Below are 21904 nucleotides of genomic sequence, written 5' to 3'. Positions count from 1 at the left end.
TGGTCACGCCTTCTCGGACTGTTCATCGGTTGATGGGCGGGCACTATCTTCTGAAGGATAAACCCGCCTTGACCTTACTTTAGCGTAAAGCTCGGCACCCCCAAACCAAAATAGTTTTCTTCGAAGAGAATGGTTGGAATGGTTCTGTAAATGTCAGCTTTCTGCCTCTGACAAATATCAAGCATACGATTAAATTGCGCGGTGTCCGGATGCCAGACCGGCCAAATGAAACGCTGTTTGTCGGGGTCCGTTGCCTCATCCAAATCCGTTGCAACCCGATTATCAATTAAATCATAGGTAGGATAGCGATAGAATTTGACATCGTCTCGCGCGGAGAGTGCTAAATAGGCATCTTCAATTGCATGCGGATCATTGAATACATACATCTCCGGCGGAATGAAGATAGGGACCGGCATGGCCACCCCGTCAAGATAGTGGAATACCATTGGCCCTACGTTCTCGCCGGTCATGCCGCGGCGGAGCAGGTTTGATTCACTGCCGGGATTCTGCTCAAGACATGAGAAGGTTTTATGGGAAAAGGTCAGTTCCCGGTCGCCTTCAATCGCCGAAAGGAATGAGTTTCCATATTTTTGAACACCATCTTGAACGTCCTGGGAGAGATAGAAGGATTTGTGGTCTTTGAGGGGAAATCCAGCTTGCAGTTTCGGTAGGTCGACCGTGGACGCCAAACCTTCGAACATCTCAGGTTCAGGCGGTTGGACTGTTGTTCCTTCAGGGTTCACGGCTTGCCACGAGATCGTCACCCGATATGCATGCATGTCGTGCCCTACTTCAACAGTCTCCACCATGGTGTTAGCATTGAATGGGGTTGTTTTCTCGATAATCTGTGTATGGCGGGTCATGTTGACGCCTCTGACTGATGTGTTTCAAACAAAACAAATAAAAAACTATCGCGGCATGAACCACTTGGCCCGATAGACACTCCCGTTCGCAGCCAGATATTTACAGACCTGACGATAGCTACCGCCCGGTTTGACCAGGAATGGTTCGCCCATGGCATCTTTCAGCATTTTTGTATGCCGCGACTTGTTCGTGTGTCTTGTCTCGGCGTACCCATAATTCGTGCCGCCATAGCTCAATTTTACTGATTGAGGAGCCTGTTTCGCTTCGTAGGACAGGCGGCCGTCCTTCAACTCCGTGACCTCACAGTCAGCAATCTTTACAAAGACCACATGATTGGCCATCACCTGAGAGCCGTGAGCGTCAAAGTCGCGCTTCGGATCGGCTTTCCTGTATCCCATTGAAGGGACGCGCGTCATCTTTCTGCCATCGTGAAGCATGTTCGTCTCCTGTGTGTCGAGCCGCTCTTTCGATAAAGACTACCTTAGACATTATTCTTATCAACATTTAATGCTGAGACAGCAAAAGGGTCTAATCGCTTCTTTCCAAGAGATTCGATTAGACCCTGGCAACTCTCACTTTGTTTGTTTATGTGGAGCCGTTCTGGGATAGCACCGTCGGATCGAAAATGTGTCTCGTGTGCCATCTGTCCGAATGACTGCAAATGTCTTGAACTTACCGAGAAACTTTTCGTCAACCACAAAGGACTTCACGCCGCAGCCGATCTTAGCAGCGGCCGAGGGATGATGCCTTAGCCTTGCGAGGAGAACTTGCGAAACATCGTGGCTCAGAGGTGTTTCAGGGTCCGACTGATGAAGAACACGTGACAGCTCTTGGAATTCGTTCTGCGCTGGAAGGTTCGAGCGCAACTTTCGCTTCAGATCTTCCTCCTTGGCCTCGGAGAACCTGGAACTAATGTATTCCAGGCGTTCACGTGCATGTGCACGATTTTCGTCGGTAACCTCCCCGCTTGTATTGCCGTCCAAATCGGTTCTGACTGCGCCATCCTCAAGAATACCCTGGTGGTAGGAGATGCCACTTGTCCACCAGTGCATGAACCATCGAAGAGGGCGCGACTTAAGCTCGGGATGTCTCGATTTGATTGCGGCCGTAATACCCAATGCCAAGGGGACACGACGTTCTCCGAATAGATGCGGATAGGCAATTTTCAGAATTGCGTGCACCTCTTTAGAGGTGCTGACTTTTTTGATATCCATGATTAGGTGCCCTGGATTGAGAGATTTGAGGACGTCTAGGCGCAAAGTGTTCTGGTGCCAGAACTCATCGCTGGTCATAAGGATTGAACTCATGGCTGGGGACCCGCCGCAGAAATTGCGACCAACAGTGCGTCACGAGTTTCGTATGCCGTGTATTCTTCGAGCACCGTGGGCTCTTTGCCAACAAGTGGAACCTCGCTCACTTGGACAACACACCCAACTGTGCTCGCTGTCGTCCCATCGGCGTCTGAAACCCCGACCTCTCGAATTGTTCCTTCGCTGTCGATGTACCAACTCATTGCCGCGCTGCCTTCATAGCTACCGTTCTCTGCCACCACTTCGCCAGCTTGAACCACACAGCGGACCAGGTGAGAACAACAGCGAGACTTAAAGACAGCACCAAAATCCATGCGGCTGCATTGATCAACGGCTCTTGTGGAAGGGCTGAACGCAATCCCGCCAATAGTTGGCCGAGCTGCTCCCAAAACAGGAAGCACCCACCCAAGGCACAGAATAGAGCCCCAATCATCCGAACGTCGTCATCTAGGAAGAGCCTGCATTTCTCTCCGGCAGCCGCGTAAATCAAAGACACAGAAATCACAAGGCAGGCAAAGCCGAAAATCAAGTTGAGAACCATGAGATCATCTCCGTGATACGATTTTGTTTCATTTTTCTAGGGATTTGGTTACCCGAGCCTTCAACCTTCCTGGTGATTGCTTGGATGATGCATGGCGCTCCTGTACCTGCTCTCCTATCAGCAGCCAAGCCATAAACCAACCAAACATGCTCATCGCAATCAGTGCCAAAGGAACAGCAAAAGCCGTAATCTCAGTCAGGGGCTCTTGAGGCAAAACATTCAAAAGATAACGATAGAGAGCCCCTGCCAGATCGGAGAACAGCAAGTATCCGCCAACCATAGAGAGAAAAACTCCGCTTCCCATTCGAGCTGCCGGGAGATCACACTCATCAACCGCCTGTGCTGTAGCGATTGGTACCGCGATGAGCAGTGGAACAGAGCTTATGAGGCAAAGCACTCCCCAAAGAATATCAAGACTCATGGGCATCTCCATCGATACCACATTTTACTTAAACCGTGGTCGAATTACGAAATTTTCAAGGAAAACTGTTCTCACGTTTCTGGAGTGTTTTCAAGCAAAATTATTGACATCTGCTGAACTTGGCTCAATGTATCCTTTAGCCTTATTAGCCGTTTCAGACGCTAATAGGATTGACATCCCGCCCTTTCCTTTCGATTCGACCATGAAGTATCCCTAAATTGAAGGCTGATTGGCGGGACTGCGCGTCTAGTGTGCTGCCCGGACAAGTGCTTCGGAGTTTTCCTTGCGCTCAAAGAAAATGGCGACCAACTGTGCTTGAGTGCCTGTATCATATCGGAATGCACCAGCGTACACATGATGGAGATACACTGTGACCACTTTGAAAGACAAGATTTTGTCATGGGATAAACGAATGGTATCGAAGATTCAGTCGGTCCCTTACCTGATGCCGATGTTTTTTGGACTCGGATGGGCGGGAGGTTTAGCTTTACTGCTGGTGCTAGTGCCGGTTGCCTGTGTCACGCTGTTTGGCATGTCTTCCTTCGATTTTGCCATCGCCAGACTAATGGAGACAGCGAATGGCAATTGTTCCCTCAGCAGTTTCTTCACCGAGGCAACTGATTTGTGCGCACTTAAGATTAATGCACAAGTTGAGGCAAGTCGCTTGATGTCGGATGCCGTCCGCATCCTGAAAGAATCCGATATTGCCAGATAGTGGCTCCTCGACGCTCGGAAATCTATGCGCTGTGCGCAATTCACAAGTTGGTGGTCCGTCATGAAAACATCGAACTTAGCAAAACAAGTTCACTTTTACCTGTTCTTTTCAATGCCTGTGATTGCCTCATTACTGGCAGCCTTCGTAATACATGATATCAAGCAAAAATCCGAAGATTTAGCCGCTTACAGTCCGGTTATCACGGTTATGTTGAGGTCGTGCTATGCGGATGAAGGTCAGACTGACCGGCAAAACACGCTTCGAGCGCTGGGCGTTCCGGACGAGAAAATGAAGACGTTTTGCGCGTCGGAAAAGAAAGTGGCAGAAGCCAGCTCCCTGTACAAAGCAGAGCTGCAACGACAACAGACAGCGGGAGCTGAATAGCCTTTCGAAGGCTCTGGTTTCAGTCCATGTCAGTGACGGCAGGCTCATCTTTTCTAAGGGGCTTGCCGTCACACCACCACTGAACGGCTTTCCAGGGCATCTTGGCCTTGATTACAGGATATCCATCCATTGTTTCGGTGTGATACCTCGTCGATTTCATCAAGGCAAATGTCGTGACTTTGTTGGGGTCTACCACATCCAGGTCTACGATAAGCTGTTCTGCTGTATCAGGCTTCGACGCCTGACTATAACGGCCTTTTGAGCGCGCGAGGTGTGGGCATGTCCTGAGCGCGAACTGTCCACATTCGAGGTGAACAGGACCATCAATAAAGTAGCCATTTTCTACGCATTTCGGTCCGCCAATGAAGAAGACATGGGCCCCCATCTTTTTCCCGCAGATAGCACACAGACGTTGCGCGATAGCCTTGGCCGCCTTGCTCTGGTCAACGACACGAAAGTCCGGCTCACCGGTTTCCGGCACAATGAACTGAACAAACGGGATAGGAAATCCACGCTTGTCGCGTTTCATATGCATCATTTTGGGCGGCAATGCGGGAATATTCATGGTCTCCTCCACGACTGGGAATGGAGGATCATTCTGCTGTCGCAGAGAATTTTGTCAACATTATTATAACGTCGAATTTTTCCTTCGGTTAAAAGATGTCGAAAACATCATCAGCCAATTTTTCAAATGCTGTGTCAGCTGGTAGCTCAATGTGAGGTGGAATAACCTCCTCTTCCAGAATTGCGTCTGCGACCGTTCCTGACGTCGGATGTTCCACTTTTTTCCGAGTTGGCAATGAAACGTTCTGAATAGTGTGGTCATGCCACCTGAAGGAAGCCGTTGACATGTGAACGCCATCATGGTCACGCCAGGGCAACTTGATATCGCGGCGATTTTCCATCGGCGTCTCGGCAAAGAGCTTCAACAACCGGGATTGCTCAAGAACCTTTACCTCTCTCCCCAGATGCTCCACGAGAGGGCTGCTCATGATAGCAATGAATTTGGCGCGGGCACGCGAAGCCATCACGTTGAAGCGGTTCAGGCTGTAAAGGAACTCCTCCTCGTCTGCAATGGCGTCGGGGTCTGCCATCGCAAATGAACAAATCATGATGTCTCTTTCCTGCCCCTGGAAACGCTCGACAGTGTCAACGGCTTCGCGAATCATGTCATGGAAGCGATCATCAAAGTGCTTCTGGATTTCCGCGATGACGAGCCCCTGTTGCGCCCGGTGCGGCGTGACAATGCCGATCGCTTCTTTCCAGAACCTTTCCGTGCATTCGGAATAGTTCCGGTCAGCTTCAGGAGTAACTGGACGACCGTCGTGGCCCATGCGTCCGCTCAGACCAACCTTCAGGTGACGAGACAGTAGAAGTACCATCGATGCAATGCACTGTGCTTCGAACAGGCTGGACTGGTTGCTTCTGTCATCCTCGTGAACGATGCTGACAAGCGAAGTCGCCGGATCAAGAATGTCTGCCCAATTCGAAGACCATGGGAGTTGCTCTTCTGGCCACCAGCCGGGAACATCCCGGGGCAGCTCACCTTGCATGCGAATTCTCATCTCCGGTGAATGCGACGACAATTGTTCATACCCGGCTTGCCGGAAGAAGCCGACGATGTCTGCATTTGAGCGGTGGTTTACGTTCAGAAGTGTCTGTTCGATGCCATGTACTCGCATCAGGAACTCATAGATTGAGCCCAGCATGGCTTCCAACCCTTCTGGCGAAGGCGCTGTTTGAATGGGAGCGAGCTGCAACCAGTCACCGGCACAAAGCACGGTCCCGTTTCGGGCAAGCGACGCCAGGCTGACAGCAGCGGTCGGGACATCCATCTGTGAGCCTTCATCAATGATAATGAGGTCAAACAGTCCTCTCTCCGAGGCCTTGCCACAAAATCCCATGAGGTTTGAAACCTGATGGGCGGTGGCACCGGTGACCGTCAGCTCAAGGTTGCTTAGATCTGCGGCTGATGCTGTCCATTGTGTCAGTCGCTCCTTAAGCTGCCGTACGGCATGGCTCGGGTCGTGCCGGTTCAATGGCATGTCAAACCGTGCGCATTCATCGGAGGGAGGCCTGGACGACGGCGAACGCAGACGCGAAATCATGACATCCTGTTCTTTGGTCACGAGATTGATGCGTTTGGGAATATCAGCGAGAATATTGTCGATCGCCGTCCATGTGGCTGCTGTAACTAAAATTCGCAGCCGCGAGCCGCGACGAATGGTCTCCAGAACATAGCCAAGAATGATTGCACCAATAGTGTGACTTTTACCGGTGCCCGGCGGTCCCCAAATCAGGTGCACGCGTCGCTCAACTGCATTGATAAAGGCCTCGCGCTGGGCACTGTTGAGCGTGATACCGCGGTCTGCGAGCATGGAAAGGAGGTGACGCGCATTGGTCGTGCCTCGACGCTCCATGGCTTTAGCTTTCCACAGAAGCTCGGCGACCGGTTTGCAGTCATCCGTCGGGAAATTCAAAGGAGGTTGTCGACCCTCAAGCAACCTCTGTGCGATCGGGTATTGGCGAGCGATTTGCGGATTGCCAATGAAGCCAAGCGCCCGGTCCAGTTTATTGAGGAACATGTCGACATGAACCGGGTCCAGAACCACTTCGTTTGAAAGTTCGCACGCTCCGGTTTGCTCCAGGATGTCCAACGCACATTCGTCACCGGTGACCGCATGTGCGTCCAGAACAACCAGTCCACGGGTGCGATCAAGGCCTGCAATCGAGACAGACGTCAAGTCCTGCATCCGCCAGGCTCCCGCCGTCCTGAATTTGGTCAGGACCTTCGGAATTTCATGGTGGTGAGTTTCAAACCAGGACTTCACTCCGCGGTCAAGAAAACCGGCCGCGGCACCCGGAGCAATCGCCCAATCGATTTCCGACTTTCTGGCCGAAACCTCGCGCGACGAATATTCCATTTGGTAGACCCGTCGACCGATCGTTGCTTCAAGACCCATACGGGCGAGTGCACGCTCGGCATCTCCATCGGTTAACCTGTATGCCAGGCGGGCACTTTTACCCCTCGCCTCACGCTCAGAGACGGTCATTGACCGGACATCGTCAACCTCGAAGCTCGACATCGAAATCCCGAGAGACGTGAAATTGAGCCAAAGAGCGCCGTCCGAACTCATGTTGCCCTGTCCGCCCGGCAGTAATAGTTCCGGTTCCTCACATTCCGACTGTTCGAACAACTGCCTTTGTCTGTCCTTTTGATCAATGCGACCAACAAGATCAGGGACTGAAGGGGCTGCTCCTGCAAGAACATGGCGCATGTCACGTTCCAGTCTTTCCGTAATCTGGGAAAGAGCGAACAGATGTTTGCGGATTGTCGCTTCGAGCTGGACGTAGCGGATCTCCCAGTTGGAGGTTTGCTTCCAGATCTCGTGCGCTCGTTCGGAAGGAATGTGGTCCGACAACGGGTCATCGAAAAGCGGACTGGCCTTAAGCATCTCTCTGGCGACAGACTGGTCCGCAAAAGTGTTGAATTGACGCGCCACGTTAAGAAGAGAATAGAAATGTGGAATAGGCGCAGAAACCGACGCTTCGACCACTCTCTTCACGATTGTGAATGGCGAATGCTTCGACGCAAGCTGCTCACCGCGCATCTGCTGGTTGGCCGGAAAGATATTGTAGAGATGCTCGAGGTCTTCGCGCGCAATCAGTTCCGGAAGGTGACGCCCCACCACCCGTCGAAGGTGTTCGTAAGTGGGGCTGTCCCACAGATAAATTTGATAGCTCGAAGGCTGTCCACCTGACCAATCCGTCCCCTGAACACGTGGGTCACGGATGATGCTGTCAATGTGCTCAAGGAATGCAGTGAACGATTTTAGTTCGGTGCCCAGAGTGTCTCGCTCTACAATGAACGTGGTACTCGGCCAATGGTTCCAGTTTTCGGCCGGTTCATCCATATAGTTTTCGGATCGCGCCGCAGCGAACTGCGCATCAATGTGAGAAGCGGTCTCCACGATATCAAGGCCACCATCAATCTGGTTGCCCTCTTCGTCAAGGATTGGCGGGACAGCATATGTCTCGGCATCCGGTTGCTTTATGGGGGACACGAGCGCGGCATCACGTGGCATGGTGATGCCGCGGCTCCAAAACGCGCTAACCCCAAAGGAAAGTGTCATTGCGGTGCTGATATCGAATGTCGCTGTTACATAAATCTTCAAACCACTCCATTTAGGCATAGCAGCTGAAGACTTCGTGTCGTCGGCAACCCGTGCGCGGTAGCCCGGAGTTGTCAACGCATCGGCACGGGCCTGCACGATTGAACGCTTGGTATTCAGTGCCCGATGGTCGGAAAAGATGAATTGGGCTCGTGAAATTCCCTGCGCGGTAACGTCATCAACATTCCGTAGCGGCTTGTTCGCCCACTCTCCGGCAAGCGCCAGGTCGGAAACACTGTGAACGCCGTGTGCTTCCAGTGCCTTTCTGGCACCGCGTGGAAGGAATGGTACTCGACTGAGATGCCCAATCGTGTTGGCCTGAGGCATGCAGTATTGAGACCTTGCCTGCACTTCAGCCGTGGAACGTTTTTTGTTCGGGAACCAATTGTGCCCCAGATACTCACATGACCGACAGGAACCATCGACATGCCAGTCAAGGTCTTCCCAGTTTGCATCAAGCAGGCGTACCAGATCCCGTTGCAAGAACATTCGGATTCGATTGGCAAAGATTGACTGAGGAGCCTCCAGAAACTCGTTATTCATCAGTTCAAAGAGACGCTCTGGATCAGTGAGGCCATTGTCAAATGCTTGGACCAGGACCGGCTCTTCGTGTGTTCCTGGCCAAACGGCCCCGTGAGGCACAACAACGAATTTTCTGCTATATCCTCTGTCCAAAAGCCATCCGGCCAGTGCCATTTCGTAATAGGCAATTTCAGCGAAATAGTTTGCGCCGGGCTGTTCAGTGACCTTGATGTCAATCACGCGAAGCTGGAGCCTTCCATCTTCTTCACTGAGTTCTTCCGTTTGCCCGGACGGCATCACAGCATGCGTGTAAAATCCTGACGGGTAAACCATGAGGATGTCAGGGATTGCGTCCTGACACTCCAGCCCTCGCTCTTGCTTGAGATTATCTAGACCGTGAGCCCGAGCAAAGCTTCCATTGCCAACGTCAAATTGCGCCTGCGCCAGAATGTCGCCAGCCTTTGCAGAATTCAGCATATGAGGCGCATTTAGACGAGCTGCGGCGATTTGGCCACTTTTATCCCGGCCGCAAAGCAGCCGTTCATGTCCGAATGTCTGCTCAATTTCAGCGAGCTTCTGATGTTCCCATTCGTCCCCAATACGCTTGGCCGCCGCCGCAGCCGGGCGCTCACGGTCTGGCATAGGCATATTGAGAGCCCGGCGTTCGTCAGCGCAAGACTTGACCGGGTAAAGGTCGAATTTTGCCAGTTTGTCACAGCCGGTCTTAAGAAACCGAGACATTGCAGCTTTGCCAAGAACCGGCATTATCGTTGACCCCGCATATCTTTGCTTGAGTATGCTTAATGCATAAAGAAAACCACCTTGATGTAAGGCAGTTTTCTTGTCAACTATATTAAGCTCGATAAGTTTTCTTTAACTTGGCTTGAGGAAAGGCATTGCCAGCCTAAACGGAAACACGCAGCAGGCTATAAGGAGAATGACGTTTCTCGCGATAAAGAGAAGGTACTGATTAAAGCCGTTGGTGAGTGCGTTGCCAACGTCAAAAACAAGCGCGTTGTAGTTTTGCGGGGATATCCAAACCTTCGAGAAGAGTGTTGTTTGTTCAGGGCTCAATCCGGAAATGATTTCGTCGACAGCTCCTGGTCCAGCACTTTCGATATCAACTTCGGGCAACAAGAGTGCATTAACTTCATTGTTTGTTAGATGCTTCGGCCGGAATGTAGCAACTTGGTCGGACACCCTAATCGTTTGTTGGGCAAGAAACTTGGTGTAAGTACAGAACTGTTCCAGTTTCTCATTGGGTTCAATCTGAGATATGCACGCACTCTCCCGGAAATGCGCCGCCGTTAATGCCGTCTCCTTCAGTTGGTTCCAAGCAGTATCTGAGAAATCCTGCACTTTGGAATACCTGGCCTCATACCCAACGGTAAAAGCGGTCATAAGGATTGTCGGAACGAATATGAGTATCCAGGTCAGATCCACTTTTGCCCAGAAAACGCTATTTCGACTTCGACAGAATGCAATCAACACGATAGCACCCAACGCGAAAGAAATCAGACATGCCGCAACCAGGTGAAGGTTGAGCCAGTTGAAGAAGTCCAGAGCAATGGCGGCGAGGTTCATGCAACGTTTCCTTGATAGTCACCTCAGAGATACTCTCAAACGTATCCCACACGATCTGTCTAAATGTCCACGGGTTTATTCATTAATGCCATATGGAACAGGTCATTAGGTGGTTATGCTCCAGCAACATGGTCGGCAGAATGGACCTGGACGTCAATTAAGCGAAAACAGCCACAGCGAGCGCGATAATCAATAGCGTGACAAGAAAGGCATGCATAAATGCGAGAAGCAGTTCATCTGCTTTGCTATAGCTTTCTGCATTTTCTTCAATAGCAGCAATTAGCACCTGCCCGCCCGGGCTAGCCACGAACTCGTCGCGCGATATTCCAAGCTCGCTGCTTAGATTGTCTATTTGCTGCGAGATGGTGCGCAGTGTTGCGCTGTCGTTGGTCTTCAGCGCTTATCCATGCTTCTTACTACCTTAGGCTCCTGAGAGTCAGGCCCGTTTGCAGTGTTTTGGTTATGGCCTTTAACGGCTTCTCTCATCTGAAACACACTAGGTGCTTTCTCGAGACTGAGGAGGCCGAGAAGCAAAAGGCCCACAAAAAACGCAACAGACAGACCGCCCATCACCAACCACAGGATCGGGAACATGCCAATCCCAATTGCGATACCGATATACCTGAATGCGGGTTTGAGGTTCATCACCAATTCGAAAATTTCCTCAGACGTATTCCAGGGCTCGACGGAAATCATACTTTGGAAGGCGGGATCGTCCCAATCTAGTTTTTCTCTCGTGTTCAGGAAATCAATCCCCTTTCTGGTTTTGCACCGGCTAAGGAATAGTGCTCTTTCTGCATTCGACAACCTTCTGAACGTACCCTTCGTAAGTCGGCTGAGCTTGTCTTCTTCGATGCTAGCTAACGTCTGAACCAAGTTGCCTGGAAGGGCTTTGGGTGAAAAGTACGCTTCCATCAGCTCTACCATCGTAGATGCCAGCCAACTTCCGAATATGGTAGCCGCAGAGCAGAGCAATCCGATGTATGCTGGAAAAAGCACTGCTTGGGTCGAAAGCTCAACTTTCGTTAGCAGAGACGTGAGCGCAAGCAATGCCGTTGCCAAAAGGCCTACTCGCGTAAAGATCCGCTGTAGGCTGAAGAACGCCGACTTCATCAGATCCAGACGTCCCATAGCGATTGTGAGAAATGCTATCGCAAATAGCGGGAACACCAGGATGATGGCGGTAGATGCTGAAATCTGTATCATCTCAGAACCAAGCCGAGAAATCAGTTCAGGATAGGTCTCTGTGACCAGCGCACGAAAATCGCCGTTCAAAAATGGGGACGTGATGTCGTGAAGCTGATACTTCTGCTCCGCGCTTAGGGGGGAGGGCTTAATGGTCATGATTACCTCACGTGAAAGTTCCATATAAAGGAAATATCACGCATTTTCCTTAATGGCACAGGAAAACTTAAAGCATTTTACTTTAAAGGTGACGAAACCGGCAATCTCCAGAACGTTCAGTGCGTCCCAAATTGCGTCTAATGCCAGGGATTTTCCTGCGCCTGAGGAGCAAAAAGGGTTTGGACCTGTTCGGCGGTGGCGTTTACCTGGACACCGTCCAGCATCAATACGTGCTGCACCTCCCCCGTCGATTTCGAGATAGCTGGCCGTGCCATGCCAAGAGTCGATAGCTTGCCATCGTGGTTATAGCGCAAGACATCCCCTTTCAGGCTTATTACCGCCCTCGAAAAGTGACCATCGGCTTCCTGTAGATGCACAGTTACCTTTTCGCCAACACTCAGGAATTGAACAATCTTGGCGCCATCTTCCATATCGGAGCTGAGCTTGCCGCTGATCCAGTCAAAAACGGCATCATTGTCTTCGAGCTGGCTTGCGTCAAACTCTGTACTGGCAACATTGCCAATCGTTGGCGCATATGCCGATTGTAGAGCTCCTTCAAGCTGCCCGATAAAGTCCACTGGATACGACAATCCGGCTTCATGGCCGAAACTGGACTGCAACACACCGGTTATTTCTTTGATCTCATCGTCAGACAAGGCAATTCCGCCATCAACCTTTTCAAGGTGTCGCAGCACCTCTTCAAGCTGAGGCTTTGCTCTCAAATCAGCTTGTTTCTCTAAGGCTCTTGCGAGTGCCAAAGCCTGATGGATAACACCATTCGCACGACCACCCATGTTCAGAGCGTTTTTTGCATCACTCCGAAAATGCGGAAGGCTCGAAAGATCGCCTGGGAGCTGACGGCCCGGACGTGCCATTGTGAAATTGCCTTCGTCATTCGGCCGCCTGGCAAAAATGGTTATCTCCCCCGCAGCAGCCCGCGCGGCGTATTCGGGATCGCTTTGAACCCTTTCGATAAACTGGGACACCGCTCCGATTTCGGCTTTTGATAGACGACCGGCAGAGAATTCTGCCCGTTCGAAACGTCCTCCATGTCGCGCGCAGAAACTTAGTAACGTTGCCAAGATATGGTCATCTGGTGCTTTCACGGACATCTGATGAAGTACGGCATATGTCCGCTCGAAACTGAAGGACTCATCCCCCATCTTTAAGTTCACGGGGAAAGATGTTTCGGAATTCTCTTCAGCATTCAGCTGATACCGCACGGCGTGCTGGGCTTTGGCGAACACCGGCAAAGCCGCATGTCCGCCAAGCCACTTTTCATACCCAAAGGCATCAAGCTCGCCATTAGCGCCTCTAAAGGCCTCGTCAACGATGCTAACCAGTAACCCGTTGAACATGCGCGCACGCATGCTTTCGGTCGTCTCTGTAGAAAGAGAACGCACGTGAAAGGCGCGCTCAAGTCCACTGCGAAGGTTGGAGAAATTTATCTGGCTTTGAGGTTTCGAAGCAGCAAGCTTGTCCGCATAAAGGTCTTTGTATATTTGGAGCTCATCTCCAATGCGGTAATAGACCCGTTCTGTCGTACCGCCTTGATTGCGTGCTGCAATTGCACCGTCCAAGTCAATGCCATATCCATTCCGGTGTTCCCAGTCAAAGCCGGTTATCATCGCTACAGCTTCGTTATTCTTCATCGAGGAGGATTGCCCTTCGAAGGAAAAACTGTCCTTTGAATAACGTGGAAACACACCGGCGTCCAAGCAGTGTCCCACAGCTTCATGCAGGATGACGTAGGCCATTGTTGAGTTTGTTACCTGTCGTTCCGGGGCGTATTGCCACCCGTAGGCTAGGCAGCGCGCGCTGCCGTCAGCCACTTCCAGGGGTAATGCCTCGCCACCGGTATAGCCTTCAATCCGCTTTTGCCCGATTTCTTCAGCCAGCTTTGCGCCGTTGTCGATACCCAAGCGGGAATTGATCCGTTCAATTTCATCATCCGCATTGTTGAACGGATTAAAGATCGCCACTTTTCCGGACGCTTCCGGGAACTGCGCATCAATGGCTCGTTCCAGGCCCGTATAAATTCGGTTCAAGCTTTCCTGCGTCGCTGGTGCGGCTGGGTCCACATCAACCACATAGGCGTCGTCAGCTGCCTGCACTGGCGCAGCCTTCACCGGGTGTCCGGCCCCCAAGGTCCCAAATATACCAACAGCCGCAGCGATAGTCCGCACCCTTTTAGCTGCATCCGTTGGGAGATATAGGCGCCCGCCATCAGCCAAATGTTCCTTTAATAGTTTGAAATCCATTGGCTTATCCTCGCGACAGTCTGACTGGCATCATGTGTTCGGATTTTAGAACCCCTTCGGCCGAAACACCACACACTAAAATTCGAGAATTCTCAGATACAAGTGCTGCGGCGCGCGGTGGTAATTGATGCTGGCTACAAGACAGGACATCACGCTGAATGTTCAAAGCTTCTTCGCGCAGTGAGATCGACAGCGGTTGCTTTGACAATCCTTCGATAAAAATTGCCACTTCGTTACGTCGATTAATTGAAACGGCGTCCGTTATCTGCATGGGAACCTCATTGCTGATGCTGCATCGACCTTGGCACAAAACAAGGAAAGAGACCTGTTTTGAATAGAATAGACACTATTTGGTGATGACATAGCAAAAGGTTCTAAGACCGTCGCCCGATATGAAGGAACCGGTCGGTGTGCTTCAACTGAAATGTCAGAAGCTGCCCGAAACCGTCCGGTTCCAAAGATAGTGAAGGAAAATGGTGGGACCGGAGGGACTCGAACCCACAACGAGACAGTTATGAGCTGTCGGCTCTACCAATTGAGCTACGGTTCCACATGGGAGGTGTAATTCAATTAACATGGAAAGCAATCCATGTCAACATTAATGAGAATACTCTTGTGTCCTTCAATAGCTTTAGAGCGTCGAGCCGTAAAAACAGTTGTGGATCGGGCTGGCACCTGCTTAATTCTTTCTGGAGTTTTAGAAGAAATTTTGGAGTGCCCAATGAACTTTTTGAACACGTCAAGAACAAGCGAGGCGATTAAGCTGGTTTCCAGCGACGGGCACGCCTATTACGCGGTGGCGTTTTGGGGGCGAAACTCTCTGTTCAGCCTTGGTTTGGAGGGAGATAACCGCGGCAGACGCGTTATTTGCAACCTGGCAATGGGGGGTACAAACCCGGACGTGATCAGGGAGCTGATGGAAAGCGGAGCCCAGGTCCGGCACAATGACCGGCTGCATTCCAAGGTTTATGGTAATTCACGTGTGGTGGTTCTTGGCTCGTCAAACGCATCGCAAAGCGGGTTGGGCTTGAACAATCTCGGAGGGTGGCACGAAGCAAATGTCATTTTGAATGAAGCGCAGGCACTCCTTGATATTCAACGATGGTTTGAGCATCTCTGGAATAACATTGAAACGCGTGACGTCGACGAAGCCGCTCTGAAAAAGGCTCGTCTGGATTGGACTTATAACGAAAAGCATAAAGGGCCACCTCGTAGACCGACACGCAAGAAAGAGTTTTTCGAAATCATCCGGGACCGACCCGAACATTTTTACGATCAGAATATCCACGTGGCTATTTATAGGGAGCGTGGTACCGAACTTACAGATAAGCGACTAAGCGAAGTTCAAGAAGAGGTTTCAAAGTTAAGCGGTCCTAGTGACAAGGTCCGGGAGCTTGGATACTTTCACGAGTGGCCTGGTTTGCCCAAAGGAGCCGACATCATCAGCTTTTTCCTTGGACCCAACGGTGGTCTCTCGTATGACGGGGTTTGGGAGACGTTTTCTGAGCCTTGGGTAGTGACAGCAAGTGATGGGAGTCAGCTACACTTATGTCAAAAGTCTTCAATGAAGCTGGCTGTCTCCAAGGGCCGGAAGTTCATTGCGCGGTGGGTGTCTAATGCCATTGCTCGCGAATTTCCCGAAGAGGACGCCGGAGTCATGCCAATTGAAGATTTTGTTAGACTGTACGTCGACTTCACAGACTTGGGCTAATTGACTGTTCCGTAGAGGGAAGATGCTTCCAGCATACCTCTGCAAATTTCTGATATCCCCCATCCGGAAAGATTTCGTCAATATGCCATGTGGCTAGGGCATCAAAGCGAGCAAAATAAACTGCGAACCTGTCAATCTTTGGGGTGATTCTTTGCCGATCAGCGACGTAGATGCCCTCAATGTCACTAAGCAACTTCAATCCAACCATTTCTCGCAGCGTTGCAGAAGAGTATCCAAGTTTTCTGGTTGTCTTCATCTCGTACAAAGTGTCATCGACAAAGAGGTCGCCGTCGGCTCCCTCAACAAGGGGTCCGGCCACCATCGCCGGGTTAAGGACAATCTCAGCTTTTGGATTGAACAGCCGCACCGGATCGAAGTTTGCGTTCAACGTGAGCAACTCATCCTGGATGCAGTCTCTGGCCTTAAAAAATGGGTTAAACTCCCCACGCCTGGCGAGCATATCCATATTGCCGAGATACTGGCAGCACTTTACTACCCGGGCGATATCGTTTTCATTGCCATTGATGTAGTCGTTGAATAACCGGCGCGCGGCCGTAATCCAGTTGAACCATTTGTCATAGTGTCGGGCGTACTGAGGAATGTCTGGCATCATCTGAACAGCATTCTCAGCGACCCACTGTTCTTCGTGCACAACCACCGGTGAACTTGGCAAGTTCTGCATAACATCACGCGTCAGCCTGAAACGAACCAGGTAGTCAAATGCAATCCCAACAGCCGATGAATATTCGCTGGTCGGCGGGGCCAATAGCTCCTGCTCCTGCAAGTTGAACGGCAGGCTGATTTTCCCGGTGTACTGCTTGAAAGCGTCACGGATTGCTGGCTGATCCATGAAATTGGAAATCGACATCACCTGCTCCTTCTTCCTGTAGCCTCAAAGAGCGAAATTCGGCTTTCGCGCGCAAAGTGCACTGTTCGGTGCCCATCATCATCCATCACAATCTTGTAGGGCTCCAATCCGAGAACTCTGCGCAAGTGGATATCCCGTCTGCGTTCGCATTCAGACGTCAGTGTAATGCTCATATGCTTGTCCACGCACAGCGACACATCGGCAACAAACTGAAGACCTTCAAGCTCGCTGTCAGGAAGAAACATCATTCCTGTTTTCTTGGTGTTGTAAAGCACCCACCCGATTTGTGGTGAGCGTCTGACAATCTGATATAGAGAGTGCTCACCGCAAATCTGCAAGCTGCTCGCGAAGTCCGAAGCCAGCTTGCGCAGGGATAGTGCCGCATTAATCAAGCGCGTCGCTTTGTTAATCGGTACCGCCGAGCCTTTGGATAATTGATAGCCGTTAACACCAAGCGGTGGCAACAATGGCAATGGATTAGTGCACAGCATAGCGCTCTCAGGGGTTACGTTTTCTTTTCCCTTTATACACTTTTGCTATGCAAGAACAACTTTTACTTTGCTATCTCCTGTCAGGGAGTGAGTGCTGGTGCTAATTCCTGCCATCCACCACCTGGCGTCCATTCCTTTCTGAATGCTTCTCCTGTAGCCGCAGCCGAAACAACCGGCAAAACGAAGGGGCGGATTTCCTGGATGGCTTCCATCAACGACCCAATTTTTACCGAAAGCCCATTTCTGTCTGCTGTAAAATTGTCCCAGATTTGTTGCTGGATAATTGCAAACTCGTCAGACAATCCATCAATTGGCTCTGTAATCGCTGGCGAGATCCGCTCATCAAAGACCTCTACCAACGCTCTTGCGAGCACTTCTCCATCGAAACGGCCATTCCGGGCAAGCATAACCAGGTCATAGAAATCTTTCGCTCGTGTATTGAACATCCCGTGTTTGGCGATTGTGTGTACTTTTTCGGCAAAAACACGAGGCCAAGAATACATGGGGATAGCAACCGAACTAAAGCCCTTGAGTGTTGACGGCAAAGAATCCAGCCGGTACTCGTTCCTTGGGTTCGACGGGGCGAAGTCGAGCTTCATGCGAACACGGACCGGTCTGCCAGCTTCGTTGGGGTATTCGGCCCAGAATAGCGCGCGCAATCCATTGTCCCCGCCTTCCATGATTGGCTTTATGGTCAACTCTTCTGTTCTGAAAATTAATCCATCTTCTTCATCGGGAACCACAGATGCCACTGTTGTCACCAAGTCACGGACGGTTTGCTCACTTAAATCATCGATGTTGGCATCGATGTCCTCTGTCGGTCGCAACATATCATTTGCCAGGGTGAGCATGACTACCCCCCCTTTCAAAACGATTTTTTCCCGGTAAGGAGAACTACTGAGTCTTTGCAGGAATCGCTCCAAAGCAAAGCGCTGATGAAGGAATCTCGTTTCGATGGAGTTTAATTTCGCCAATGACCGCATGCGGTCCGTTACCTTTTGAGCGGTATCGTAAATTGTTTTTAAGGGGCGAGGTTCCATTTTGTAGCCTCCTTGAGCATTTGAACGTGAGGAGCGATGTCCGCAAAGCAGCTAAGCTTAACTGCATAGACACCCATTTTTGTGAGACAGGCATTGTCCTGAGCATACAGGCGAGCCAATGCCTCACGGGCAACCTCCAGATTGTTTCGTCGTCCCTGCGTACGGCGAAAGAGGTCCAATACAGTGCGGGCGGGGTCCGTAATGAACAGTTGACCTTCTGAGAAGTCTCCAAAATTGATAACGCCAACTTTGAAAAGATCGGGGTTAGACCAGCTGGTTAGAGCGACATTGTCCAGGTAAATCCTGCGGCTTGATGAAGTTGGCACTGCAATTTGCTCTTCGAATGAGCCAACCGGGTTGTCTGTGAGATCCCAGTGGTAAAGAGCACTGGCTCCACACAGTACCGCGCCAGGTCGCGATGCTGCAATCTTCTGGTAGATGTCTGGTTCAAATGTCGTAAGCTGGTATCCGATGTGCTTGCCCTTCTCGATTACTGCCTCTACCGGACTGTCAGGCTCATTAACCAACCGAGTTAATGTGCTAGGCTGAACGCTCCCACCAAACACTCCAGGAATGTCCCTATGGCGAAGAATGCGTCCACCGCGAAGATACTCTAGGAGTGTCTCTCTCTGGGTCATTTGATTTCCTGTGTATAAAATGCACAATAAATACGTTTATTGAGCGATATGGGGACATTCTAGCTCGAGACCAAGCAAGGTACAATACGTTGTTTCTATTTTGCACAAAATAATGATTAGGTGTGCATATTATGACTCTTTGGCGGGGTTCGCCATAGCGCCCACTCGAAAGGATAGCTTGCGAGTATTTCATTGGTCATTAGTATAGAGTAGGATAACCAGTGTTTTTACTTGTTAAAGTCGGTATTTATTGGTACTCGCCATATCCATATTAATTAACCGGCAGATAAGATTTGGCCACGAATATGCATTTCCTTGCGAGGGCTCTGAATTTATTACGGTTTTCTCGGGAAAAGAGGACCGGTACCCCGGAAGCGGAGAAAGAGGCGACGGAGCCGTTCTGTGACGCGCTTCCGGGTATTGAGTTGCCTGTGATTTCGGTCATCTTACTCCTACGCAACCCGGCACAAAGCAGCGCAGAGGAAGCCTTGAGGCTTAGAGCCGAATATTTGGACAAGACGCTGCCTGATTGGCGTTATTTTCCCGATACATTCTTTATCGAAACTCCGGACATGCGACTGAGTGCATTCACCAGCTCCGGTCGAGTTCAGAGTATTATATGGAAATCCCACGATAGCTCCACAGAAGTCCATAGTTCCTGCGAAGAAGCGCTAAATCAGATGTATCGTGAAACCCGCTCCGATAGCTCCAGAGATATTCTTGGAACTGTCATCAGGTATCTGCCATGACCGAACTTGATGGCGTAGCCTAAAATTGGCTTAGGGGCTGGCAGCTTACCGGCCGGGAGTTTGAAATCTTCAGTTCCAAACGATTGCGTAGGTCTGGATCAATGGCGGTGGCGATGCGGGTTGCTTGGGCATCTGTCATCGACATCACTCTATCAATGACAGATCGAACCCACTGATACCGATTGTCGCCTAGTTTGTGCAGCTCCTGCCCGTCATAAACAAGCCGTAAGACGTCTCCTGCCTGGCCAGAAGGAATAGGACGGCCGGTTCGCTCTCGCTCCATGTGCGCCTCACATAGCGCCGTCAGGAGTGTCGCGATAACCTCATCGCCGCATTCTTCACGGATTTTGCGGTTTGGAGAATTATAGATTTTCTCGTTAGCAACTCGGCCAATTAGTTCGAGTTGGCTCGCAACCGGTAGAGACATCAGAATATCCCCCGGGAAAGTTCCTTGCAGAATGCTCTGCTCTTGGTCAAGGAACGCTTCTGATGAATCATTAACCAGCCTGCCAATGGCTTTGCTTTGCAGGTATTCAAGTCTGCTCATCGGGTCGGTAAGATGCTGATAAGAGCTTTCACCGTCTGGCAGTAACGGCATCAGTAGCTCAATAGCCTCGATATGGCTCAGATCACCAACCAAGGCAGCGTCTACTGTATCCACGACGGAATAGCACAAATCGTCAGCGGCCTCCAAAAGGTGCACCAGAGGATGGCGACACCACCGCAGAGGTGAGATTTCCTCAAGTCCGACATTGGCCGCCATTTCGGCGAACAAGTTGCTTTCCGATCCATAGAACCCATACTTCCGCTTACCCCATGGCTTTGGGCAGTACTCTGCGGAGAACGGATACTTCGCCATTGTGGCAAGGGTTGCCGAAGTCAGCTGAAGACCTCCCGTCTTTCGCCATCCAGCTGTTTTTGTGAGAATTCGAAAACCCTGGGCATTCCCATCGATGTTGGCAAACTCCGCTCGCAAGCGTCCGGGAATTTTGCTCAGGAGTTCTTGGTTCCGCGAGAAGAAGCCCGCGATGGCCCATTCGCCCGCGTGACCAAAGGGAGGATTACCGAGATCATGTGCTAGACCCGCGGATGAAATGATAGATGGTAGCGCATCCAGAGACACCGTATCCAACAGATTGTGCCTAGCGAGGATAGTGCCCGCAACATTTTGGCCAAGTGAACGCCCTACCCTCGACACCTCGAGGGAGTGGGTTCCCCGAGTTCGCACAGGAAGCCCAGCCATGTCTGGTTCATGGACTTGCGTTTTGCCCGATGCACGCCGCCATTCCATTGAAAAGGCGATGCGGTCACCGTCTGTCTCAAAAGGGTTTCGGCTCTCGTGTGTGAACGAAGCTCCACTTCCCTGTAGTCGACGATCACTTAGTAGCGACACCCAATCCATGAACGATTCCTCTGCAAGACATGCTAAAGCATTTTCCCCACAATCAAGGAAAATAACCACAACTATCCTACGTTTTACATCAACACAAAGGAAAGTCTATCGAAATAAAGAGAGAATTTTCTGCACTCTCGACGGTTGTCTTTGCGGTTCAGAGATGGCTGTTTTAGGGTGTTCTGGGATGCAGCTCAGGATTTCTTCCCATTCTGGCGGGCTATTGAGAAAAATCATAGCTTGGTTGATTGTATTTTCTCTTTGGGCGAACTCAGTGGACAGGTAACGAGCATTCGGTCTGATCCCAAGACGCCACAGGTTCAGTCTGTCGGCGTCCCAGCAAGCCCCGATGGTGCTATCCTTTGGATCGACAGATGCCTGATTGTGCCAATATATGGCTAACCTTAACCGTGAGATGTCCGCCTCTCCACCGCCAATCACGCCATCATCCACTAGGGTATCAAGGTATTCAGCCGCTCGTTGACCGTGAAATTCGTCATATCCGTCGTCTTCACGCATGCTGTCGTGCAACAGGGAAAATAGACTGAGGGTCGCGAGGTCGCAGTTTGGGGTGTACTCGGCAATAAAGTTCGCGGCCGAGGCTACACAGCGCCAATGCTGTTCTCCATGAAGGGATGAACCTGGGTATCCGGCATCACTCCGCACTCGGTTTAGCAGGCCTTTTCGTGATGCGACATACAGCCCTTCAAAGTTGGCGCTGTTCACTGGCAGTCCAGGATACTCATCTGTAGGCACAATTAATCCTTTGGGTCATGGGCTCTTGTTCGCAGCCTTAAGAATACCTTGCTCATTTCAGTTTTACAATCGCTTCACCATTTGACCTGCGAGTTTTCTTGTTAATGTCCGCGATCCAAAGTAGACTTTTCCTTATCTCC

The 21904-nt window shown here is 50.9% G+C and carries 21 protein-coding genes and 1 tRNA gene; 3 read left to right on the top strand and 19 right to left on the bottom strand.

The features are described from left to right. Window positions 1-74: 74 nt before the first annotated feature. The 5 genes from TH5_RS00520 to TH5_RS00495 form a co-directional block, all read right to left on the bottom strand. Complete coding sequence (locus TH5_RS00520) at window positions 75-863, bottom strand: hypothetical protein (RefSeq protein WP_114120055.1); 789 nt, start codon at window positions 861-863, stop codon at window positions 75-77. A gap of 45 nt (window positions 864-908) precedes the next feature. Next, window positions 909-1301, bottom strand: coding sequence for a hypothetical protein (locus TH5_RS00515; RefSeq protein WP_114120054.1), 393 nt, complete (start codon window positions 1299-1301; stop codon window positions 909-911). A 135-nt stretch (window positions 1302-1436) separates the two neighbouring features. Beyond that, window positions 1437-2078, bottom strand: coding sequence for a DUF3223 domain-containing protein (locus TH5_RS00510; RefSeq protein WP_167443415.1), 642 nt, complete (start codon window positions 2076-2078; stop codon window positions 1437-1439). A gap of 295 nt (window positions 2079-2373) precedes the next feature. Further along, the gene (locus tag TH5_RS00500; protein WP_114120051.1) at window positions 2374-2715 is read right to left on the bottom strand and encodes a hypothetical protein; all 342 of its coding nucleotides are present in this window, start codon (window positions 2713-2715) and stop codon (window positions 2374-2376) included. A gap of 28 nt (window positions 2716-2743) precedes the next feature. Continuing rightward, the gene (locus TH5_RS00495) at window positions 2744-3136 is read right to left on the bottom strand and encodes a hypothetical protein (RefSeq protein WP_147249997.1); all 393 of its coding nucleotides are present in this window, start codon (window positions 3134-3136) and stop codon (window positions 2744-2746) included. 370 nt (window positions 3137-3506) lie between these two features. Here TH5_RS00495 and TH5_RS00490 point away from each other — a divergent pair, with 370 nt between their 5' ends. Both TH5_RS00490 and TH5_RS00485 read left to right on the top strand, forming a co-directional pair. Further along, window positions 3507-3851 carry a hypothetical protein gene (locus TH5_RS00490; protein WP_147249996.1) on the top strand — a complete coding sequence of 115 codons (345 nt, stop codon included), beginning with the start codon at window positions 3507-3509 and terminating at the stop codon, window positions 3849-3851. A gap of 60 nt (window positions 3852-3911) precedes the next feature. Next, complete coding sequence (locus TH5_RS00485; protein WP_114120048.1) at window positions 3912-4235, top strand: hypothetical protein; 324 nt, start codon at window positions 3912-3914, stop codon at window positions 4233-4235. Window positions 4236-4254: 19 nt separating this feature from the next. Here TH5_RS00485 and TH5_RS00480 read toward each other — a convergent pair whose 3' ends face one another. The 8 genes from TH5_RS00480 to TH5_RS00455 all read right to left on the bottom strand — a co-directional run bounded on the left by TH5_RS00480 (window position 4255) and on the right by TH5_RS00455 (window position 14668). Next, window positions 4255-4800, bottom strand: coding sequence for a hypothetical protein (locus tag TH5_RS00480; RefSeq protein ID WP_147249995.1), 546 nt, complete (start codon window positions 4798-4800; stop codon window positions 4255-4257). 88 nt (window positions 4801-4888) lie between these two features. After that, a complete protein-coding gene (locus tag TH5_RS00475) occupies window positions 4889-9694 on the bottom strand; it encodes a DEAD/DEAH box helicase (RefSeq protein ID WP_114120046.1) in 4806 nt (1601 codons plus the stop codon). 108 nt (window positions 9695-9802) lie between these two features. Further along, on the bottom strand, window positions 9803-10513 hold the full coding sequence (locus TH5_RS00470; RefSeq protein WP_114120045.1) for a hypothetical protein: 711 nt from the start codon (window positions 10511-10513) through the stop codon (window positions 9803-9805). Window positions 10514-10670: 157 nt separating this feature from the next. Then, window positions 10671-10820: a hypothetical protein gene (locus tag TH5_RS25410; RefSeq protein WP_167443414.1), complete on the bottom strand. Its 150-nt coding sequence runs from the start codon at window positions 10818-10820 to the stop codon at window positions 10671-10673. Between the two features lie 86 nt (window positions 10821-10906). Beyond that, the gene (locus tag TH5_RS00465; protein WP_147249994.1) at window positions 10907-11857 is read right to left on the bottom strand and encodes a DUF2207 domain-containing protein; all 951 of its coding nucleotides are present in this window, start codon (window positions 11855-11857) and stop codon (window positions 10907-10909) included. A 137-nt stretch (window positions 11858-11994) separates the two neighbouring features. Continuing rightward, window positions 11995-14118, bottom strand: coding sequence for a hypothetical protein (locus TH5_RS00460; protein WP_114120043.1), 2124 nt, complete (start codon window positions 14116-14118; stop codon window positions 11995-11997). Between the two features lie 4 nt (window positions 14119-14122). Next, the gene (locus tag TH5_RS25210) at window positions 14123-14389 is read right to left on the bottom strand and encodes a hypothetical protein (protein ID WP_147249993.1); all 267 of its coding nucleotides are present in this window, start codon (window positions 14387-14389) and stop codon (window positions 14123-14125) included. Window positions 14390-14592: 203 nt separating this feature from the next. Beyond that, window positions 14593-14668, bottom strand: a tRNA-Ile gene (locus TH5_RS00455). A gap of 39 nt (window positions 14669-14707) precedes the next feature. Here TH5_RS00455 and TH5_RS00450 point away from each other — a divergent pair. Further along, window positions 14708-15829: a phospholipase D-like domain-containing protein gene (locus tag TH5_RS00450; RefSeq protein WP_114120042.1), complete on the top strand. Its 1122-nt coding sequence runs from the start codon at window positions 14708-14710 to the stop codon at window positions 15827-15829. On the opposite strand, the gene TH5_RS00445 is transcribed toward TH5_RS00450, so the two are convergent. From TH5_RS00445 to TH5_RS00415, 6 genes are all read right to left on the bottom strand, one after another. Beyond that, entirely contained in the window at window positions 15813-16697 is an 885-nt protein-coding gene (locus TH5_RS00445) for a hypothetical protein (RefSeq protein WP_114120041.1), read from the bottom strand. The genes TH5_RS00450 and TH5_RS00445 overlap by 17 nt on opposite strands. Next, window positions 16697-17188 (bottom strand): hypothetical protein, encoded by a 492-nt coding sequence (locus tag TH5_RS00440; RefSeq protein ID WP_147249992.1) that lies wholly within the window; start codon window positions 17186-17188, stop codon window positions 16697-16699. Before TH5_RS00440 ends, TH5_RS00445 begins: the two co-directional genes overlap by 1 nt. An 80-nt stretch (window positions 17189-17268) precedes the next feature. Beyond that, window positions 17269-18228, bottom strand: coding sequence for a nucleotidyl transferase AbiEii/AbiGii toxin family protein (locus TH5_RS00435; RefSeq protein ID WP_114120039.1), 960 nt, complete (start codon window positions 18226-18228; stop codon window positions 17269-17271). Beyond that, the gene (locus tag TH5_RS00430; RefSeq protein ID WP_114120038.1) at window positions 18210-18866 is read right to left on the bottom strand and encodes a type IV toxin-antitoxin system AbiEi family antitoxin domain-containing protein; all 657 of its coding nucleotides are present in this window, start codon (window positions 18864-18866) and stop codon (window positions 18210-18212) included. Before TH5_RS00430 ends, TH5_RS00435 begins: the two co-directional genes overlap by 19 nt. Window positions 18867-19634: 768 nt before the next feature. Continuing rightward, complete coding sequence (dgt, locus tag TH5_RS00420) at window positions 19635-21017, bottom strand: dGTP triphosphohydrolase (RefSeq protein ID WP_147249991.1); 1383 nt, start codon at window positions 21015-21017, stop codon at window positions 19635-19637. A 96-nt stretch (window positions 21018-21113) separates the two neighbouring features. Further along, window positions 21114-21734 (bottom strand): hypothetical protein, encoded by a 621-nt coding sequence (locus TH5_RS00415; protein ID WP_114120035.1) that lies wholly within the window; start codon window positions 21732-21734, stop codon window positions 21114-21116. Window positions 21735-21904 lie beyond the last annotated feature (170 nt).

Source organism: Thalassospira xianhensis MCCC 1A02616, from assembly GCF_003326475.1.
Classification (GTDB): domain Bacteria; phylum Pseudomonadota; class Alphaproteobacteria; order Rhodospirillales; family Thalassospiraceae; genus Thalassospira; species Thalassospira xianhensis.
The sequence above is the reverse complement of the archived record's forward strand: the minus strand, read 5'-3'. Positions and strand labels throughout refer to the sequence as shown.

Excerpts from the sequence above, each read along its gene's own strand:
- TH5_RS00520 (WP_114120055.1), bottom strand. The coding sequence starts at position 863 with ATGACCCGCCATACACAGATTATCGAGAAAACAACCCCATTCAATGCT.
- TH5_RS00515 (WP_114120054.1), bottom strand. The coding sequence starts at position 1,301 with ATGCTTCACGATGGCAGAAAGATGACGCGCGTCCCTTCAATGGGATAC.
- TH5_RS00510 (WP_167443415.1), bottom strand. The coding sequence starts at position 2,078 with ATGGATATCAAAAAAGTCAGCACCTCTAAAGAGGTGCACGCAATTCTG.
- TH5_RS00500 (WP_114120051.1), bottom strand. The coding sequence starts at position 2,715 with ATGGTTCTCAACTTGATTTTCGGCTTTGCCTGCCTTGTGATTTCTGTG.
- TH5_RS00495 (WP_147249997.1), bottom strand. The coding sequence starts at position 3,136 with ATGAGTCTTGATATTCTTTGGGGAGTGCTTTGCCTCATAAGCTCTGTT.
- TH5_RS00485 (WP_114120048.1), top strand. The coding sequence starts at position 3,912 with ATGAAAACATCGAACTTAGCAAAACAAGTTCACTTTTACCTGTTCTTT.
- TH5_RS00480 (WP_147249995.1), bottom strand. The coding sequence starts at position 4,800 with ATGAATATTCCCGCATTGCCGCCCAAAATGATGCATATGAAACGCGAC.
- TH5_RS00475 (WP_114120046.1), bottom strand. The coding sequence starts at position 9,694 with ATGCCGGTTCTTGGCAAAGCTGCAATGTCTCGGTTTCTTAAGACCGGC.
- TH5_RS00470 (WP_114120045.1), bottom strand. The coding sequence starts at position 10,513 with ATGAACCTCGCCGCCATTGCTCTGGACTTCTTCAACTGGCTCAACCTT.
- TH5_RS00465 (WP_147249994.1), bottom strand. The coding sequence starts at position 11,857 with ATGACCATTAAGCCCTCCCCCCTAAGCGCGGAGCAGAAGTATCAGCTT.
- TH5_RS00460 (WP_114120043.1), bottom strand. The coding sequence starts at position 14,118 with ATGGATTTCAAACTATTAAAGGAACATTTGGCTGATGGCGGGCGCCTA.
- TH5_RS25210 (WP_147249993.1), bottom strand. The coding sequence starts at position 14,389 with ATGCAGATAACGGACGCCGTTTCAATTAATCGACGTAACGAAGTGGCA.
- TH5_RS00450 (WP_114120042.1), top strand. The coding sequence starts at position 14,708 with ATGTCAACATTAATGAGAATACTCTTGTGTCCTTCAATAGCTTTAGAG.
- TH5_RS00445 (WP_114120041.1), bottom strand. The coding sequence starts at position 16,697 with ATGTCGATTTCCAATTTCATGGATCAGCCAGCAATCCGTGACGCTTTC.
- TH5_RS00440 (WP_147249992.1), bottom strand. The coding sequence starts at position 17,188 with ATGCTGTGCACTAATCCATTGCCATTGTTGCCACCGCTTGGTGTTAAC.
- TH5_RS00435 (WP_114120039.1), bottom strand. The coding sequence starts at position 18,228 with ATGGAACCTCGCCCCTTAAAAACAATTTACGATACCGCTCAAAAGGTA.
- TH5_RS00430 (WP_114120038.1), bottom strand. The coding sequence starts at position 18,866 with ATGACCCAGAGAGAGACACTCCTAGAGTATCTTCGCGGTGGACGCATT.
- dgt (WP_147249991.1), bottom strand. The coding sequence starts at position 21,017 with ATGGATTGGGTGTCGCTACTAAGTGATCGTCGACTACAGGGAAGTGGA.